Origin of the sequence: Actinoallomurus soli (genome assembly GCF_024055715.1) — a bacterium.
Taxonomy (GTDB): Bacteria; Actinomycetota; Actinomycetes; order Streptosporangiales; family Streptosporangiaceae; genus Actinoallomurus; species Actinoallomurus soli.
Genome location: NZ_JAMXMV010000009.1, coordinates 216,089 through 232,755 on the forward strand (window position 1 = coordinate 216,089; position 16,667 = coordinate 232,755).

Consider the following 16,667-nt stretch of genomic DNA (forward strand, 5'->3'; position numbering starts at 1 on the left):
CGGTCACCTCCCCAGCAGGCGCCCGCGCGGCGTGCCGTCGACGGCCTCGCCGCGCAGCCACGTCGTCCGTACGACGCCGGTCAGCCCACGGCCCGCGTACGGCGTGCGGCGGTGCCGGGTCAGCAGCGCCGCCGGGTCGACGGTGAATTCCTCGTCCGGGGCGAAGGCGACCAGGTCGGCGTCGTTGCCGACCGCGATGGCGCCCTTGCCCGGCAGGCCCGCCAGCGCGGCCGGCGCGGCCGACATCCAGCGCGCCACGTCCGTCAGGTCGTGACCGCGCCTCCGGGCCTCGGTCCAGACGGCGGGCAGGCCGAGTTGCAGGGACGAGATGCCGCCCCATGCCTCGTCGAAACCGCCGCGCTTCAGCTCGGGCGGGCACGGCGAGTGGTCCGACACGACGCAGTCGATGACGCCGGTGGCCAGCGCGTGCCAGAGCCCGTTCCGGTTGGCGGCGTCGCGGATCGGCGGGCAGCACTTGAAGTGCGTGGCGCCGGGCCGTACGTCCGCCGCCGTGAGGGTCAGGTAGTGCGGGCAGGTCTCGGCGGTCACGCGTACGCCGGCCGCCCGCGCCCGGGCCAGCGGCTCGGCGCAGCCGGCGGCCGACAGGTGCAGCACGTGCGCCCGTACGCCCGTCGTCTCGGCCAGCCGGATGACCTGCTCGACCGCCTTGGACTCCGCGCTCGGCGGCCGCGAGGCCAGGAAGTCGTCGTACGCGCCGCCGAGCGGGGTGGACAGCGACCCGGGGTCCTCGGCGTGCACGATGACCAGCCCGTCGAACGACGCGACCTCGGCGAACGCCTCCTCCATCTCGGCGTACGACAGCGGCGGGAACTCGGGGACGCCGGAGTCGGCGGTGAAGCACTTGACGCCGAGCACGCCGCCGTCGTGCAGAGCGCGCAGCTCGCGGGTGTTCCCCGGGACCGCGCCGCCCCAGAAGCCGACGTCCGTGAAGCACCGCCCGGCCGCCGCGTCCCGCTTGACGGCCAGCGCGCCGACGGTGGTCACGGGCGGGAGCGAGTTGAGCGGCATGTCCACGATCGCGGTGACCCCGCCCGCCGCCGCGGCGCGGGTCGCGGTCGCGAAGCCCTCCCACTCCGTACGCCCCGGCTCGTTCACGTGGACGTGAGTGTCGACGAGCCCAGGGAGCAGGGCGACCTCGCCGAGGTCGGCCCGCGCACGGGCGGGCGGCGCCTCGTCGTGGCCGGTGACGGCGGCGATCCGCCCGTCCCGTACGGCCACGGCCGCCGGCCGCTCCCCGTCCGGGAGGACGGTACGGCGGGAGCGCACGACCAGGTCGTACTCCCTCATGGGATCTCTCGCCGGTAGGCGGCCCAGCCGCCGCGGTCGGTGATGTCGGTCAGCTGCGGGAAGGACGCCGGCGGGCGGCGGAGCAGCATGGCGAGGGACGCCGTGGCGTCGGCGAGTTCGATCACGCCCAGCTCCAGTTCGGGCGGCTCGGCGGGCAGCAGCCGGTCGCGCAGCACGTCCAGGGGCACGTCGTAGACCTCGCCGGTGATGGGTGCGCCGCCGTGCGCGACCGGGAGGAGCGCGGGGAACCGGTCGGCGACCGAGTACAGGCGGTACCGGGGCGCGGTCGTGGTCGCGGCGACCAGCGGCGCCCCGTCGAGGAGGTGGTGCAGCGGCCCGCCGCGCATCCCCCCGCCGTTCAGGAACATCGGCGGCACAGGTCCTCCGGCCGGATCGGGACCCGGTTCAGCGGGCGGCCGGTGGCGGCGCGAACGGCCGCGACGATGGCGGGGGTCGAGGAGAGGGTGGGGGGTTCGCCGGCGCCGCGCAGGCCGTACGGGGCGCGCGGGTCGGGGCGTTCGAGGATCTCCAGCCGCTGGGGCGGCGTGTCGAGGATCGTGGGGATGAGGTAGTCGGTGAAGGACGGGTTCCGTACGAGGCCGTCCTGGACGACGATCTCCTCCATCAGCGCCAGCCCGAGGCCCTGCGCGGAGCCGCCGTGGATCTGGCCCTCCAGCGACAGCCGGTTCATGATCTTGCCGACGTCCTGGACGGCGGCCAGCTCGACGACCTTGACCAGGCCGAGCTCGACGTCGACGTCCACCACGGCGCGATGGACGCAGAGCGCGAGCTGGACGTGGGTGTCGCCCTGCCCGGTGACCGGGTCCATCGGCACGGTGGGCCGGTGGTGGTACTCGCGGGTGTGCTCGACGGTCCGGTCGCCGAGGACGTCCGCGATGGTGGCGACCGCGCCCGCCGACGCCGACACGACCTTCCCGCCGGCCAGCGACAGGTCGTCCCCGGCGCCGAGCCGGGTGCGGGCCAGGGCGAGGACCTCGTCGCGGACCGCCGCGCAGGCCGCGCGGACCGCGCCGCCGGTCATGTACGACTGGCGCGAGGCGGATGACGACCCCGCGTCGCCGATCCGGTCGTCGGCGGGGGCGACGGTGACCCGGTCGACGCCCAGCTCGGTGCGGGCGATCTGGGCCTGCAGCGTGACCAGGCCCTGACCGACCTCCGCGGCGGCGGTGTGCACGACGACCGTGGGCTCGCCGGCGGCGACCTCCAGCCGTACGCGGGCGGTGGAGTAGTCGTCGAAGCCCTCGGAGAAGCAGATGTTCTTGAGGCCCACGCCGTAGCCGACGCCGCGGACGACGCCCTCGCCGTGGGTGGCCTGGGAGACGCCGCCGGGCAGGTTCCGCAGGTCGGTGCGGTCCGGCGGGGGCGGCAGCGGCATCGCCTCCAGGCGGGTCAGCATCTCGGCGAGCGGGGCGGGCGAGTCGATGACCTGACCGGTGGCCAGCTTCGACCCCTGGCCCGCGGCGTTGATCCGGCGGATCTCCACCGGGCCCAGGCCACAGGCGGCGCCCAGCCGGTCCATCATCGACTCGTAGGCGAAGCACGCCTGCACCGCCCCGAACCCGCGCATCGCGCCGCACGGCGGGTTGTTGGTGTAGACGCCGTACGCGTCGATCTCCAGGTTCGGAATCTCGTACGGGCCGAGGCCGAGGGACGCGGCGTTCGCGACGACGTTGGGCGTGGAGGAGGTGTAGGCGCCGCCGTCGAGGACGATCTCGGCGGTGGCGTAGACGATCCGGCCGTCGCGGGTCGCGCCGTACTCGTAGCGCATCTGCGCGGGATGCCGGTGCACGTGGCCGAAGAACGACTCGTACCGGTTGTAGACGATCCTGACCGGCCGGCCGGTGCGCAGCGCCAGCATGCCCGCGTGGATCTGCATCGACAGGTCCTCGCGGCCGCCGAACGCCCCGCCGACCCCGGCCAGCGTCATCCGGACCTTGTCCTCGGGCAGGCCGAGGCACGGGGCGATCTGCCGGAGGTCGCCCCACAGCCACTGCGTGGCCACGAAGAGGTCGACGCCTCCGTCCTCGGCCGGGACGGCCAGGCCGGACTCCGGGCCGAGGAACGCCTGGTCCTGGATGCCGACGGAGAAGTCCCCGGAGACGACGACCTCCGCCCGCGCGCGGGCGGAGGCGACGTCCCCGACGCGGACGGGCTGGTGGCGGACGATGCCGCCGCGCTCCTGCACCCGGAGCCGGTCGGGGTCGGCGACGACGGCGCGCGCGTCGGTGATCGGCTCCAGGACCTCCCAGTCGATCGCGATCCGCTCCATCGCGCGCCGGGCCGTCTCCGGGTGGTCGGCTGCGACGAGCGCGACCGGCTCGCCCTGGTGGCGGACCTCGCCGATGGCGAGGACGGGCTGGTCGGCGTGGTCGAGCCCGTACAGCCTGCGGCCCGGCACGTCCTCGTGCGTGAGCACCGCCTCCACGCCGGGCACCGCGAGGGCGGGACCGAGATCGATGGCGCGGATCCGGGCGCGCGCGTACGGACTGCGCAGCGTCGCGCCGAACAGCGTCCCGTCGATCCACAGGTCGGAGGCGTAGGCGAACTCGCCGGTGACCTTGAGCGTGCCGTCCGGCCGGAGGGCGCTGTCGCCCACTCCCCCGCGTCCCGGGGCGGCGACGTCCCCGGGCGCGCGCGTCGTCGTCACAGCACCTCCTTGGCCAGCTCCATCAGGCGGCGGTGCGCGCCGGCACCGGCCCGGCCGATCGTGTCCTCCGGAGCGGACACGAGCACGTCGTCCGCCACGACCGTCCGGCCGCCCACGAAGAGCCTCGCGAGCGGCGGCGCCTGACCGTGGACGAGCGCGACGACCGGGTCCTCGACCGCCGCGTGGTAGCCGTCGAGGCGCCAGACGGCGACGTCGGCGAGCTTCCCGGCCTCCAGGGAGCCGATCTCGTCCTGGCGGCCGAGCAGCCGGGCACCGCCGAGGGTGCCGAGCTCCAGGGCCTGCCGGGCGTTCAGCGCGCTCGGGCCGTACCGGGCCCGCTGCAGGTACATCGCCTGCCGGAGCTCGCCGACCAGGGGCACCATCTCGGCCGACGCCGGGCCGTCGACGCCGAGGCCCACCGGGACGCCGGCGCGGAGCAGGTCCCGGACGCGGGCGATGCCCGAGCCGAGGCGCGCGTTCGAGCTGGGGCAGTGTGCCGTGCCGGTCCCCGAGTCGGCCATCATCGCGATGTCGGAGTCGTTCAGGTGCACCGTGTGCGCGAACCACACGTCGCGGCCGAGCCAGCCGACCTGCTCCATGTACGCGACCGGGGTGCGGCCGAAGCGCTCCTGGCAGTACTCCTCCTCATCGAGGGTCTCGGCGAGGTGGGTGTGCAGGCGTACGCCCTCGGCACGTGCCAGACGGGCGGACTCGACCAGCAGATCCTCGCTGACGGAGAACGGCGAGCACGGCGCCACCGCGATCCGCAGCATGGAGGAGAACGAGGGGTCGTGGTAGGCGTCGATCGCGGCGGCGGTGGCGTCGAGGATGTCGTCGAGCGTCTCCACCGCCTCGTCCGGCGGCAGCCCGCCGTCCGACTCCCCCCGGTCCATCGAGCCCCGGCAGGGGTGGAACCGCAGGCCCACGCGGCGGGCGGCGTCGATCTCGGCGGCGAGCAGGTCGCCGCGGCCCTTGGGGAAGAGGTAGTGGTGGTCCGCGACGGTCGTGGCGCCCGACCGGGCCAACCAGGCGAGCCCGGCGGCGGCCGCCCCGCTCACGACCTCGGCGTCCATCCGCGCCCAGGGCCGGTACAGGGCGACCAGCCAGTCGAACAGCGTGTCGCAGGCGGCCATGCCCTGCGAGGCCCACTGGTACAGGTGGTGATGGGTGTTGACCAGTCCGGGGGTGACCAGGCAGCCCCGGGCGTCGATCCGCTCCACCCGTCCGGCGCCGGTAAGGGCGGGCGCCGGTCCGGGGCCGACCGCGGCGATCCGGTCGCCGTCGATCACCAGGTGGCCGTCCGGGATCTCCGCGCCGGTCACCGGGGCGAGGTAAGCGTGGAAGATGACGATCATCGCCTCGCGGCCTTCAGCTCGGCCGCACGTCGTACGGCGTCCAGGATCTTCTCGTACCCGGTACAGCGGCACAGGTTGCCCGCGAGCGCCTCGCGGATCTCCGCGTCCGAGGGCTCGGGCACCCGTGTGATCAGGTCGTCGGCCTGCACGAGCAGGCCCGGCGTGCAGAAGCCGCACTGCACGGCGCCGCACTCGGCGAACGCCCGCTGGACGGGCGCGAGGCCGTCCGCGCCGGCCAGGCCCTCGACCGTCCGCACCCGGCGGCCCTGCGCCTGCCCGGCGGCGACGAGGCACGCGCAGACCGGCAGGCCGTCGAGGTAGACCGTGCAGGAGCCGCACTCGCCCTGTTCACAGGCGTTCTTCGCACCGAGCAGGCCGAGGCGCTCGCGGAGCACGAAGAGCAGGCTCTCGCCCTCCCACACGTCGTCGGCGACCTGCTCGCGGCCGTTGACCGTGAACGTCACGCGCATGCGCCGGCCCCCTTCCGGTGGTCGTTCCAGGCCCAGGTCAGGGTGCGGCGCGCCAGCACGCCGAGCGCGTGCCGCCGGTACTCGGCGGTGCCGCGCACGTCGTCGATCGGGCTCGCCGCCGCGCTGACCAGCTCGGCGAAGCGCCCGGCCACCGCGTCGTCCAGGTCGGCGTCCCAGTCCGCCTCCGCGGCCAGGAACTCCTCGGCCTCGTACGCGCGGCGCGGCGTCGGAGCCGCGGAGCCCAGCCCGGTGCCGACCCGCCGCTCGGCCGGGAACAGCGCGAGCGCGAACGAGCACACCGCGATCACCATCGCATTGCGCGGCCCGATCTTGGAGAAGTACTGCGGGCCCGCGGCCGGAGCCTGACGGAACGCGCGGATCAGCTCGTCGGGCCCGAGCGCGTTGCGCTTCACGCCCGCGTAGAACTCGGCGGCCGGGACCAGCCGGACGCCGCGCGCCGCCGACTCGACCTCGTACACCGCGCCGGCCGCCAGCAGCGGCGGATGGGCGTCGCCGGCCGGGGACGCCGCGCCGAGGTTGCCCCCGACCGTCCCGCGGTTGCGGATCTGCGGCGAGCCGACCGTACGGGCCGCCTGGGCCAGGCCGGGCAGCCGGTCGCCCAGCCCGGTGATCAGACGGGCGTACGACACGCCGGCCCCGACCCGGACGGTCCCGTCGGGCAGTGTCTCCCAGCCGGCCAGCTCACGGACCGCGCCGAGGTCCAAGAGCGCGGCGGGACGGCGCAGGTCGAAGTTCAGCTCGACCATGACGTCGGTGCCGCCCTGGATCGGCAGCGCGTCCGGGCGCTCGGCCCTCGCGGCCAGCGCCTCCTCCCAGCTCTCCGGGCGCAGGAAGTCCATCCGCTACTCCCAGGCGAATCCGGCGTCGGGGGCGTCATCGGCGAGGACGGCGCCCTCGATCAGGCCGTACGGGCGATCGGCGGCGAAGAACACCTCGTTGGCGTTGTCCAGGCCGAAGGGCTCCAGGTCGACCGCGAAGTGGTGCCGGTTCGGCAGGGACAGGCGGATCTCGCAGAGTTCCCCGCACTCCTCCAGTACCCGGCATCCCATCGCGTACAGCGTCTGCTGCAGCGAAAGGCTGTGCGTGCCGGCGAACGCCGCCAGCAGCGCCCGGCGCGCCCGCGCGTACGACGCGCCGAACCCGTCGTGCTCGCCCCGGTGCCGCCAGGAGGCGCGGACCTCGGTGGCGAGGACGCGGTCGCGGGTCGGCCGGAGGGTCGTGTACTCGTCCTCGGCGAAGCCGTGGAACTCCGAGCCGGTGGAGTTCAGGACGGTCAGTCCCGTCAGGCCGGACACGACCGCGACCCGCTCCGACGGCCCGTCGTAGTGCACGACGCAGGTGCGGATCTCACGCCCGGAACGGACGAAGGAATGGCCGGTCCCGCTCGCGCCGGTCCCGCCGGCGCCGGTCGTCCCCGCGCCGGTCGTCCCCGCGCCGGTCGTTCCCGCGCCGGTCCCGCCGGCGCCGTCCCCGGCCGGGATCCGGTCCCACAGGTACTCCTCGACCGCGACCCGCGCGCGGTGGACGCTCGGCCGCGAGTCGACGAAGTGCCGTGCCAGGAGCAGCGCGAACTCCTCGATCTCGGCGATGCCGTGCTTGCGGGCGAAGGCGAAGACCGTGTTCTTCTGGCTGTCGGTGGGCAGGACGGCCGCGTTGTCACCGGTCAGGTGGACCGCGGCCATGTCCCCGGACAGTGCGACGCTGACGTCGCAGTCCTTGATGTGGTGGACGTCGGCGTCCCTGGTGATCCGTACGACGCGGATCTCGGCCTTGCCGTACCGGTTCGGGCCCAGCCGCATCCCTAACTCCCTCGGTAGGTGGAGTAGGCGAACGGGCTGAGCAGCAGGGGGATGTGGTGGTGCCCGCCGGGTCGGGTGATCCGGAACACGACCGTGACCTCGGGATAGAACGCGGAGAGCCCCTCGGTCTCGAAGACGAGCCGGTGGACGCCCGCGCCCGGGTCCGGCCAGTCGCGGAACCGGCCGTCCTCGTCGGTGCGCCCCGCGGCCACCGGCGTCCAGGACCCGTCGGACGCGCGGCTCTCCAGCCGCACCGGCACGCCCGCCGCCGGCCGCCCGGCCGCGGCGTCCAGCACATGAGTGGACAGGGACATCCTCAGCGCCCTCCTTCCGTGGCCAAGGCGGCGAGGCGGAGGTCGACGATCTCGGTCAGCTCGGCGCGGACGACCCGGCGCTCGGTCTCGAAGTCGTTCCTCAGCCGGGCGCGCAGCTCGGCGAGCACTTCGGCGGCGCCGCGCCCGGTGGCACGGATCAAGAACACATGGCCGAACCTCTTCTCGTACGCGAGGTTGCCCTCGAGCAGCGCCCGCCGGACGTCCTCGGTCACCGTGCTCAACCCGGACTGCTCGCCCCGGGACCACCGCGCCACGTCGCCGCCCCCGTCCGCGCGATCGCCGATCCGGGGGTGGGCGGCGAGTGCCTCCAGGACGTCCTCCCAGTCCAGCTCGGCCAGCACGCGGGCGGAGGCCGCCCGCAGCGCCGCCGGATCGTCGTACCGCCCGGCCGCGACCGTACGGGCCCAGCGCCGGGAGGCGCAGCAGGCCAGCAGATCCGCCTCCCGCGGAGCGCACCACCCGGCCTCCATCGCCTCTCCCCTCGCCGTCGCCCGTGCGGCCAGTACACACAGGGAGATCCGGGTAGGTCGAGACGCAGGATCTCCGAAGCCGGGCCGGCCGTCTCCGTGGTCTTCTGTAGGTTTCTCCAGCCTCGGGCACCGGCGCCCGGCCGGTGCCCGGGGATCGCCGATGAAGGGAGCCGGGTCATGCGTCTGCGAACACTGCTCGCCATCCCGGATCTGCGGCTGGAACTGATCACCGGGCACGGCGAACTGGACCGGACCATCCGCTGGGTGGTCACGACCGACCTGAAGGACCCCGGCCGCTATCTGCGCGGTGGCGAGCTGGTGCTGTCCGGGCTCGTGTGGCGCAGGCGGCCCGCCGACACCGAGATCTTCGTACGGGCGCTGGCCCGGGCCCGGGTCTCCGCGCTGGCCGCCTGGGACGCCGTGGCCGCCACGATCCCCGCCGACCTGGTCGACGCCTGCGACCGGCACGGCCTGCCGCTGTTCCGCGTGCCGGAGGACGTCGCGTTCGCGAGCGTGACCGAGCAGGTCATGCGGCGTCTGTCCACCGCACGCGCCGCCGACCTGACCGCCGTACTCGGTCGTCACCGCCGCCTGATGACGGGCGTCGCCGAGGGCGCCGGACTCGGCCCGCTCCTCGACCTGGTCGGCCGCGACCTGGGGATGCGATGCTGGGTGCTGGCACCGCCCGGCCGGTTGGTCGCCGGTCCCCCCGAGCTGCCCGGCGCCCTCTCCCCCGCCGACCTGGTCCGCGGCCTCCTCACCGCGCCCCGCCTGCCGGCCGTGCTGCACGGGCCGGGTCTTTCGCTGTTCGCCGTCCCCCCGGACGCCGCCTCCGCGGCTCCGCCGGGAACCGCCTCGCCCGGCGGAGCCTCCCCGGGGACCGCTTCTTCGGAAGCCGCCGCCTTCCCGGGGACCGTCTCGCCGGGTGTCGCCTCACGGGTCGCCGACTGGCTGATCGTCTGCGAGGGCGACTGGACCGAATGGCCCGCCGAGCGCCGGGCCCTGGCCGCCGAGCTGACCACGATCGTGGCCATCGAGCGGGCACGCTCCGACGATCGCTCGAACGCCGCGAGCCACCTGGCCGGTGAGCTGGTCCGTCTCGTCCTGGCCGGCGCCCCCAACGCCGAGATCAGCCCCCGGCTGCAGCTCACCGGGCTGGACGCCGCCGAGGCCCTCGTCCCGGTCGCCGCCGGCACCGCGGACACGCTGCGCCCCGGCGACCTGCACCGCCTGTTCCGCGAGATCCTTCCCGCCGGGTCGGCCGTGGGCCTGCTCGGCGACGAGATGGTCGCCCTGGTGCCGATCGCCGGGTCCGGCCACGACCTCGCCGGGGAGATCCGGCGGGCGCTCTCGGTCCTGGCCCCCGGTCTCTCCGGCGGGGGCGTCTCGGTGGGCGTCGGAGAGCCGGTCGCCGCCGAGGGGCTGCGCGGCGCCGTCACCGAGGCCCGCCACGCCCGCAGACTGGCCGACGACGGCACCGGCCCGATCCGTGTCGTCGGCCCCGACGCGCTGGCCACGCACGCGCTGCTGCTGGCGAACCTCCCCGACGACGCGCGCGTCACCTTCCGTGAGCGCCTGCTCGGACCGCTCCGCGCGTACGACGAGGCCCACCACGCCGGCCTGATCCGCACGCTGGAGACGTTCCTGCAGGTGTCGGGCTCTTGGACCCGGTGCGCCGACCGGCTGCACCTGCACGTCAACTCGGTCCGCTACCGCATCCGGCGCGTCGAGGAGCTCACCGGACGCGACCTCACCCGCCTGGAGGACCGCGTCGACTTCTTCCTCGCCCTCCGCCTGCGCTGACGCGGCCTACCCCGCCGGCTCCATGACCGTACGGGCGAGGGCGACGGCGGCCTGGCCGAGGCTGATGCCGCCGTCGTTCGGCGGCACGCGATGGTGGACCAGCACGGTGAGGCCCTCGGCCTCCAGGCCGGCGACCGCGCGCTCCAGCACCAGGAGGTTCTGGAAGACCCCGCCGGACAGCGCGACCGTGGTCAGGCCGGTCGCCTCGCGCAGCCGTACGGCGCCGGCGACGACCAGGTCGCCGACCGCGTTGTGGAACCGCGCGGCGATCACCGGCGTGGGCGTGCCGGCGAGCAGGTCCGCCACGACGGCCTGGACGAGCTCGGCACCGGGCACGAGGAACGACGGTCCGCCGTCCTCCGCGTCGTCCAGCCGCACCGGGTAGGCCGAACGCTCACGTGGATCGGCGCGCTGTTCCAGTTCGACGGCGGCCTGGCCCTCGTAGGTGATCCGGTCGCGGACGCCGAGCACGGCGGCGACCGCGTCGAAGAGCCGGCCCATGCTGGAGGTCGGCGGCGCGCCCAGGCCCGCCCGGCCGACCGCGACGACCCGGTCCCAGGCGGCGGCGTTGCGCCGGGCGACGTCCAGGTGGTCCGGCACGCCGTACGCGGCCGCCATCCGCCACGGCTCCCGGATCGCCGTGGCGCCGCCCGGCAGCGGCACCGGCCGCAGGTGCCCGGCCCGCCGGTAACCGGTCAGGTCGGCGAGGAGGAACTCCCCGCCCCACAGTGTGCCGTCCGTCCCGAACCCGGTGCCGTCGAAGGCGACCCCGATCACCGGTCCGGCGTGCTCGTTGTCGGCCAGGCAGGCGGCGACGTGCGCGTGGTGGTGCTGCACGCCGACCAGGGGCAGCTCCCGCTCCTCGGCCCGCTCCACGGCGTACTTGGTGGACAGGTACTCCGGGTGCGGGTCGTGCGCGAGCACCGCCGGCGCGATGCCGAAGAGGCGCTCGAAGTGCTCGACGCCCTCGCGGAACGCGCGGAACGTCTCGTAATTCTCCAGGTCGCCGATGTGGTGCGAGACGAAGGCGCGCCCGCCCTCGGCGAGGCAGAACGTGTTCTTCAGCTCCGCCCCGCAGGCCAGCACCGCCGGACCGCCCGCGGGCACCCGCAGCGGCCGCGGCACGTACCCGCGGGACCGGCGCACCGGCAGCTTCCGGCCGCGGAAGACCCGGACGACCGAGTCGTCGGTGCGCACGTGGATCGGCCGGTCATGGGTGAGGAAGGCGTCGGCGATGTCCCGCAGGCGGGCGAAGGCGTCCCCGTCCCGGTGGGCGATCGGCTCGTCGGAGAGGTTCCCGCTGGTCAGCACCAGCGGTTCGGACACGAGGAGGTGGTGCAGCGGCGTGTACGGCAACATGACCCCGATCGACCGGTTGCCGGGGGCGACGGCCTCGGCGAGCGGCGCGCCGGCCTTCCTCCGTAGCAGCACGATCGGCCGGGCGGTGCTCGTCAGCAACGCCTCCTCGGCGGGCTCGAGGTCGGCGAGGAGGCGCACCGACGGCAGGTCGGGCGCCATGACCGCGAACGGCTTGTCCTCCCGGTGCTTGCGGGCGCGCAGCGCCGCGACTGCGGCCTCGTCGGCGGCCGTCGCGGCGAGGTGGTAGCCGCCCAGGCCCTTCACCGCGAGGGTCCCGCCGCGCCGGAGCAGCCGCCGGGCCTCCCTGACCGGGTCACCGGGCCGCTCGCGGCCGTCGCGGTCCCGCAGGACGAGCCGCGGCCCGCAGGCGGGGCAGCACACCGGCTGGGCGTGGAACCGGCGGTCGGCGGGGTCGTGGTACTCGGCGGCGCAGTCGGCGCACATGGCGAAGCGGGCCATCGTGGTGTTCGGCCGGTCGTACGGCACGTCGGTCACAATCGTGAACCGCGGGCCGCAGGCGGTGCAGTTGACGAACGCGTAGCCGTGCCGCCGGTCCGCGGGGTCCCGCATCTCGCGCAGGCAGTCGGAACAGGTCGCGGAGTCGAACGACACCAGCGCGGTGCGCCGCCCGCCCGCGTCGCTCCCCACGATGGCGAAACCGCCGCCGCCCTCGGCCGGGAGCGGACGGGTCGTGATCCGTTCGATCACCGCCAGCGGCGGCGGGGCGCGCAGCCCGCGCAGGAACCGTTGGACGGCGGCGTCATCGCCCTCGACCTCGATGAACACGCCGCTCGCGTCGTTGCCGACGAGCCCGGCCAGGCCGAGGGTCATCGCCAGGCCGTGCACGAACGGCCGGAACCCGACCCCCTGCACGATCCCCTCGACCCTGATACCGGCCCGAATCCGCACTCCGCGGTTCTCCCCCGGATAGGGCCTGCCGACCCGTCTCGAGTTCTGCTGCGCACCATTCCGTCGGTGCGGCGGCCCTCGCCGACGCATTGTCTCCCGGTAATGCACTGACCGTTTCATGTTTTCGAAACGATCCGTATATTGACCGACGATGAGGGGCGCCGCCCGCGACGGCGGAACGGGCGCGCCTCAGTCCTGACCCGGCGTCGGCTCCTTCACCTTCGTCGCCCAGGCGATGAAACGGGAGATCTGCGGCAGCGACGGCTCGTCCTGCCGGCGGTCCGGCAGGCGGCCGTCGCCGGTGATCGGCGTCAGCCGGGCGACGCGGTTGAACTCGGCCCGCAGCCGCAGCCAGCGGCGGCTGCGCGGCTCGGCGCGCTCGGCGAGCCGTTCCTCCAGCGCGTTCTCCAGCGCGAACTCGACCGCCTGGTTGACGCGGGAGTGGTCGCTGACGCCGTGCCGGAACTGCGCCTCGGGATCGAACGGGCCCGGCATCTTCCGGCGGGCGGCCTCGGGCCGGAGGACGGCCTCCCGCAGCCGGTCGGGGTCGGCCATGTCGGCCCGGTGGTAGAAGAAGTCCGCACGCGCCTCGCGCATGCGGCGGCGCACGGCGTCGTCGAAGAAGTGGCCGGTCACCGCGATGACGGTGAGCCGGCTCGGGCCGTGCCGCCGGATGTGCTCGACGACCGCGACGCCGGGGAACTGGTCGTGTTCCCGGCGGTGGTCGGCCGCGTCGACCAGCACGACGTCGGCGTCGTGCCACAGGTCGGTGACGGTCATCGCCTGGTCGTGGTCGAGGTCGGCGACCAGCCGGACCTGATCGGACGCGGAGAGCACCGCCGCCATGCCGAGACGGTTCACCACGTCGTCGTCGACGATTATCACGCCTTTGCGCTCCGCGCCTGCCTGCGCCATTCCCGCCCCTCACACGCCGGGAGAACCCGCCCGCCATCAATGATGGGGTAAATCGTGGGGAATGACTACTTGATAGTTAATCTGTAATCAGATCCGAACGCCGGTCCGGTCCGCTCCTCCCACGTGGCCCGAGCCGCCGGACGATCAGTCGGCGCCGAGAGCGGCCAGCAGCGCGCCCACCTCGTCCAGGCGGCGTTCGATCTCCGCGGCGATGTCGGCGGGGAGCGACTCACGGACCCCGCCGTACCGGTCCCGCAGCTGCTGGACGGCCTCGGTGGTCAACCGCACGACGAGGCGCCGTCCCCGGCCGAAGCCCTCCTTCACCGCGCCGTTGTGCACGCGTTCCATCTCCGCGCGCAGGTCGGAGGAGTCCGCGGCCATGAGCCGCCGCAGCCCCATCACCATGAAGACCGGGTTGGCCAGCCAGGGAACGGCCATCAGGACCGCGATGAGGGTGAAGTCCCTCGGCATCGCGAGCATGCCGGCGGCGACCGCCATGACGGCGCCGACCGGCACCAGCCCGCGCTGCCATCGCGGCAGGTCGGCCCCGTGCGCGACGAACAGCGGGCCGAACCACTGCAGGAAGAACAGGAACGGCAGCCGCCCGCTGTCCGGACGCATGAACGCCGACGTCAGCACCGCGTCCGCCGCGCCGACGGCCAGACCGGCGAGGACGAGCCGCCGCGCCATCCTCATCGGGTCCTGGCCCGGCCGGGCCAGGCACAGCCAGCAGCCCGCCGTGAGGACCAGCGCGAGCGGCACCGTCGTCCACAGCGGCGCCGCCTCCCACTGCGGCAGCGACTGGACGAGCGTGAGGATGGCGCCCGCGCCGAGGGCGAAGGGCGCGATCTGCAGCGGTCGCGGCCGTGGCGCGCGGTCGGCCGGGATCACCAGCCGCACCGCGCCCACCACGACGATCTGCTCCGCGCCCACCGGCCCCTGGCGCGGCACGTCCACCCGCACCGTGCCGCGGGGCGCGAGCCCCTCGAGCAGCTCCTGCAGGCGCTGCGCCTGGCCCGGCGACAGCAGCAGCGTGCCGGCGCGCGACGCCACCTCCAGCTCCACGTCCGCCGACAGGTCGGGGCTGCGGCTGTTGTACAGCCCCTGCCATCGGGTGAGCGCGACCCCCAGGTACGTGGCCTGCCGTGAACACGCCTCCGCCAGCTCGGCCTTCCAGCCGGAGAACGGGGACGGCCGGGGCGCCGCCTCGTACGCGGCGATCAGCGGGTTCGTGCGGATCAGCAGGTCGACCACCGAGTCGGCGCCCATCGCGACGCTGTTCTGGCCCGAGAGCTCCGCCTGTCCGACCGCCGCCTCGATGGCGTCACGGGCCGATCGCGCCTCACCCCTCCAGCGTGCTCGCAGGACGAACGCCATCAGGACGCCCGCCGCCGCCCAGACGGCCGGCCACAGGTAGACGAGCGGCGCCGGCGGATATCCGGCGAGGCGGAGAGCGATCATCGTCGCCGTGCCGACGACCACGGGCGCCAGCGCGAACCACCGGCCGTACCAGAGCCCCACCTCGAAGGCGAGCGGCGTCGCGACGACCGCGGCGACGTCGGCCGCACCGTGCAGCGCGATCGACCACAGCGCCACGTCGGCGGTGTCGAGGAGCAGCCGGAACGCCAGCCGCCGCGGGCGGGACCGGCCGGAGTACGAGCCCAGCCGCAGGTCGAGCGCGGCGCAGCAGACCGCGGCGAGGACCAGCGGTTTCGGATACCCGTTGTGGATCACCGTCAGCGTCTCGATCAGCCGCGTCACCAGCCGGACGCTGCGGAACACCTGACGGGGGAAGTGCGAGGAGGACCTGGGCACCAGCCGGTCCAGCTCGAGGTCGCGCGGCAGGTCCCAGTCAGCCACCGGCATACCCGCCGACGCGGCGCGGCCGTACGTCATGGGTGGGACGCGAACTCATCATCATCCCTTCTCGCAGCCACGACCGTCAGCCCGGATCGTACGGTCCGCCCGTCCGGTCGGCCACAGGTCTACGCCGGCGGGGCGCGCGTTCCGGACCAGCGGAACGCACTCGGCGCGCGCCTAACCTTCGGATGACGTCTGGTGCCCGGACCGGTGAGGCGGCTTCCCATGAACACCCGGCAATCGCATCCGGACGGCCCTGCGGAGGCGGTCGACCAGTGGGCCTTCGCGGAGGTCGTCGAGGACGGCCCCCGCGGTCGCGGCTCCGCGCCCCGGGTCGGCCCCGCGCTCGCCGCGGCGGCGGCCGCCGCCGTCGTCGTGGTGGGCGCGGCGGTCGTCCCCGCGCTCAAGAAGGGGCCGTTGGGCCCGCCGGCCGCCGGAAGCACGGGCGGGGTCCGGACCGGCGCGAACGTCTCCGCCCCGGCGGCGCCCGGCGGCGGGCAGGCGCAACCCCCGGCCGCCGGGACGCAGGGCGGCGCCACGCCGGGCCGGGTTCCGCTCACCGGCCAGGGCGCGTCGTCCGCCTCGCTCACCTACGCGAACCATGTCATCGTCGGGCCCGGCGCGTCGTGCTGCTGGACGCCCGGGGGAACGTGGTCGGCCGGCGGGCGCGGCGGCTATCCCGCGTACGGCGGCTCGGTGCGCACGTCGGCCGACCCGTCGGCGTGGTTCGAGTGGAACCTCGGCAACCCGGCGGGCGGCAGCCGCTGGGACCAGGTGAAGATCCGGGTGTGGATCCCGCAGACCCAGGCCGGCGCCTGGGTGCGGATCACGGTCACCTCCACGGCCGGCGGCGCGTCGAACGTCACGAGCTTCGACGTCGCCGAGCAGGAGTACCAGGGCTGGTACGAGCTGCCCGCCACGTTCACGCTCGGCACCCCGGACCGGCGCACCGGCTCGGCGTGGGTGCGGATGACCTACCTGCGCCCGTACACCGACCCGGCGGCGGACTCGGCCTGCGCCGACGGCTCCTGCGACCGGATGGCCGCCGCGCAGGCCGAGTTCCTCTGGAGCTGACCGTTACGCCGACCACTGCTTGGCGAGCGCGCCATCGGTCATCAGGTAGTTGTCGTGGATGTTCCCGAGGGCCACGTACAGGTTGCGCAACACCTCGTAGACGGCGTCGGCGGAGTTGTCCCAGTTGTTCTGCGCGTCGTTGTAGGAGATCGACGCGTTGCTGTTCCAGTCGCCCTTCAGCTTCTGCAGGAACTGCTGCAGGTTGTCGTGCTCGGTGACCAGCGCGTTGTGCACGTTGCGGATGTAGTCCGCCGCGTCGGAGATGAGGGGCAGATCGGCGTCGATGGAGCCGATCGCCGGTACGTTCGCCATGAGGGGCCT

15 protein-coding genes are annotated in these 16,667 nt (G+C 74.5%); 2 read left to right on the forward strand and 13 right to left on the reverse strand.

Annotation, left to right across the window (positions count from 1 at the left end):
• Nucleotides 1-3 precede the first annotated feature (3 nt).
• Genes allB through uraD form a run of 9 tightly spaced genes read right to left on the reverse strand, consistent with a single transcriptional unit; the run spans nucleotide 4 to nucleotide 8,426 of the window.
• Complete coding sequence (gene allB / locus NDW01_RS23435; RefSeq protein WP_252823417.1) at nucleotides 4-1,308, reverse strand: allantoinase AllB; 1,305 nt, start codon at nucleotides 1,306-1,308, stop codon at nucleotides 4-6.
• On the reverse strand, nucleotides 1,305-1,676 hold the full coding sequence (locus tag NDW01_RS23440) for an allophanate hydrolase-related protein (protein WP_305883810.1): 372 nt from the start codon (nucleotides 1,674-1,676) through the stop codon (nucleotides 1,305-1,307). Before NDW01_RS23440 ends, allB begins: the two co-directional genes overlap by 4 nt.
• Complete coding sequence (locus tag NDW01_RS23445; RefSeq protein WP_252823419.1) at nucleotides 1,667-3,976, reverse strand: molybdopterin cofactor-binding domain-containing protein; 2,310 nt, start codon at nucleotides 3,974-3,976, stop codon at nucleotides 1,667-1,669. Before NDW01_RS23445 ends, NDW01_RS23440 begins: the two co-directional genes overlap by 10 nt.
• On the reverse strand, nucleotides 3,973-5,331 hold the full coding sequence (locus tag NDW01_RS23450) for an 8-oxoguanine deaminase (RefSeq protein ID WP_252823420.1): 1,359 nt from the start codon (nucleotides 5,329-5,331) through the stop codon (nucleotides 3,973-3,975). Before NDW01_RS23450 ends, NDW01_RS23445 begins: the two co-directional genes overlap by 4 nt.
• Nucleotides 5,328-5,801, reverse strand: a complete 474-nt coding sequence (locus NDW01_RS23455) for a (2Fe-2S)-binding protein (protein ID WP_252823421.1) — start codon at nucleotides 5,799-5,801, stop codon at nucleotides 5,328-5,330. The genes NDW01_RS23450 and NDW01_RS23455 overlap by 4 nt, the downstream gene beginning before the upstream one ends.
• A complete protein-coding gene (locus tag NDW01_RS23460) occupies nucleotides 5,792-6,661 on the reverse strand; it encodes an FAD binding domain-containing protein (RefSeq protein ID WP_252823422.1) in 870 nt (289 codons plus the stop codon). Before NDW01_RS23460 ends, NDW01_RS23455 begins: the two co-directional genes overlap by 10 nt.
• A 3-nt stretch (nucleotides 6,662-6,664) precedes the next feature.
• Complete coding sequence (gene pucL / locus NDW01_RS23465) at nucleotides 6,665-7,621, reverse strand: factor-independent urate hydroxylase (protein WP_252823423.1); 957 nt, start codon at nucleotides 7,619-7,621, stop codon at nucleotides 6,665-6,667.
• 2 nt (nucleotides 7,622-7,623) lie between these two features.
• Nucleotides 7,624-7,935, reverse strand: coding sequence for a hydroxyisourate hydrolase (gene uraH / locus NDW01_RS23470; RefSeq protein WP_252823424.1), 312 nt, complete (start codon nucleotides 7,933-7,935; stop codon nucleotides 7,624-7,626).
• Nucleotides 7,936-7,937: 2 nt separating this feature from the next.
• The gene (uraD, locus tag NDW01_RS23475; protein ID WP_252823425.1) at nucleotides 7,938-8,426 is read right to left on the reverse strand and encodes a 2-oxo-4-hydroxy-4-carboxy-5-ureidoimidazoline decarboxylase; all 489 of its coding nucleotides are present in this window, start codon (nucleotides 8,424-8,426) and stop codon (nucleotides 7,938-7,940) included.
• 177 nt (nucleotides 8,427-8,603) lie between these two features.
• Here uraD and NDW01_RS23480 point away from each other — a divergent pair, with 177 nt between their 5' ends.
• The gene (locus tag NDW01_RS23480; RefSeq protein WP_252823426.1) at nucleotides 8,604-10,229 is read left to right on the forward strand and encodes a PucR family transcriptional regulator; all 1,626 of its coding nucleotides are present in this window, start codon (nucleotides 8,604-8,606) and stop codon (nucleotides 10,227-10,229) included.
• Between the two features lie 6 nt (nucleotides 10,230-10,235).
• Here the strand turns inward: NDW01_RS23480 and hypF are convergent, their stop codons facing one another.
• The 3 genes from hypF to NDW01_RS23495 form a co-directional block, all read right to left on the reverse strand.
• Nucleotides 10,236-12,497, reverse strand: a complete 2,262-nt coding sequence (hypF, locus tag NDW01_RS23485; protein ID WP_252823427.1) for a carbamoyltransferase HypF — start codon at nucleotides 12,495-12,497, stop codon at nucleotides 10,236-10,238.
• A gap of 189 nt (nucleotides 12,498-12,686) precedes the next feature.
• Nucleotides 12,687-13,412 (reverse strand): response regulator, encoded by a 726-nt coding sequence (locus NDW01_RS23490; RefSeq protein ID WP_252823428.1) that lies wholly within the window; start codon nucleotides 13,410-13,412, stop codon nucleotides 12,687-12,689.
• A 144-nt stretch (nucleotides 13,413-13,556) separates the two neighbouring features.
• Complete coding sequence (locus NDW01_RS23495) at nucleotides 13,557-15,308, reverse strand: hypothetical protein (RefSeq protein ID WP_252823429.1); 1,752 nt, start codon at nucleotides 15,306-15,308, stop codon at nucleotides 13,557-13,559.
• 189 nt (nucleotides 15,309-15,497) lie between these two features.
• On the opposite strand from NDW01_RS23495, the gene NDW01_RS23500 reads away from it, so the two are divergent.
• Nucleotides 15,498-16,346 carry a hypothetical protein gene (locus NDW01_RS23500; RefSeq protein ID WP_252823430.1) on the forward strand — a complete coding sequence of 283 codons (849 nt, stop codon included), beginning with the start codon at nucleotides 15,498-15,500 and terminating at the stop codon, nucleotides 16,344-16,346.
• A gap of 3 nt (nucleotides 16,347-16,349) precedes the next feature.
• Here NDW01_RS23500 and NDW01_RS23505 read toward each other — a convergent pair whose 3' ends face one another.
• The gene (locus NDW01_RS23505) at nucleotides 16,350-16,658 is read right to left on the reverse strand and encodes a WXG100 family type VII secretion target (protein ID WP_252823431.1); all 309 of its coding nucleotides are present in this window, start codon (nucleotides 16,656-16,658) and stop codon (nucleotides 16,350-16,352) included.
• Between the last annotated feature and the right edge of the window lie 9 nt (nucleotides 16,659-16,667).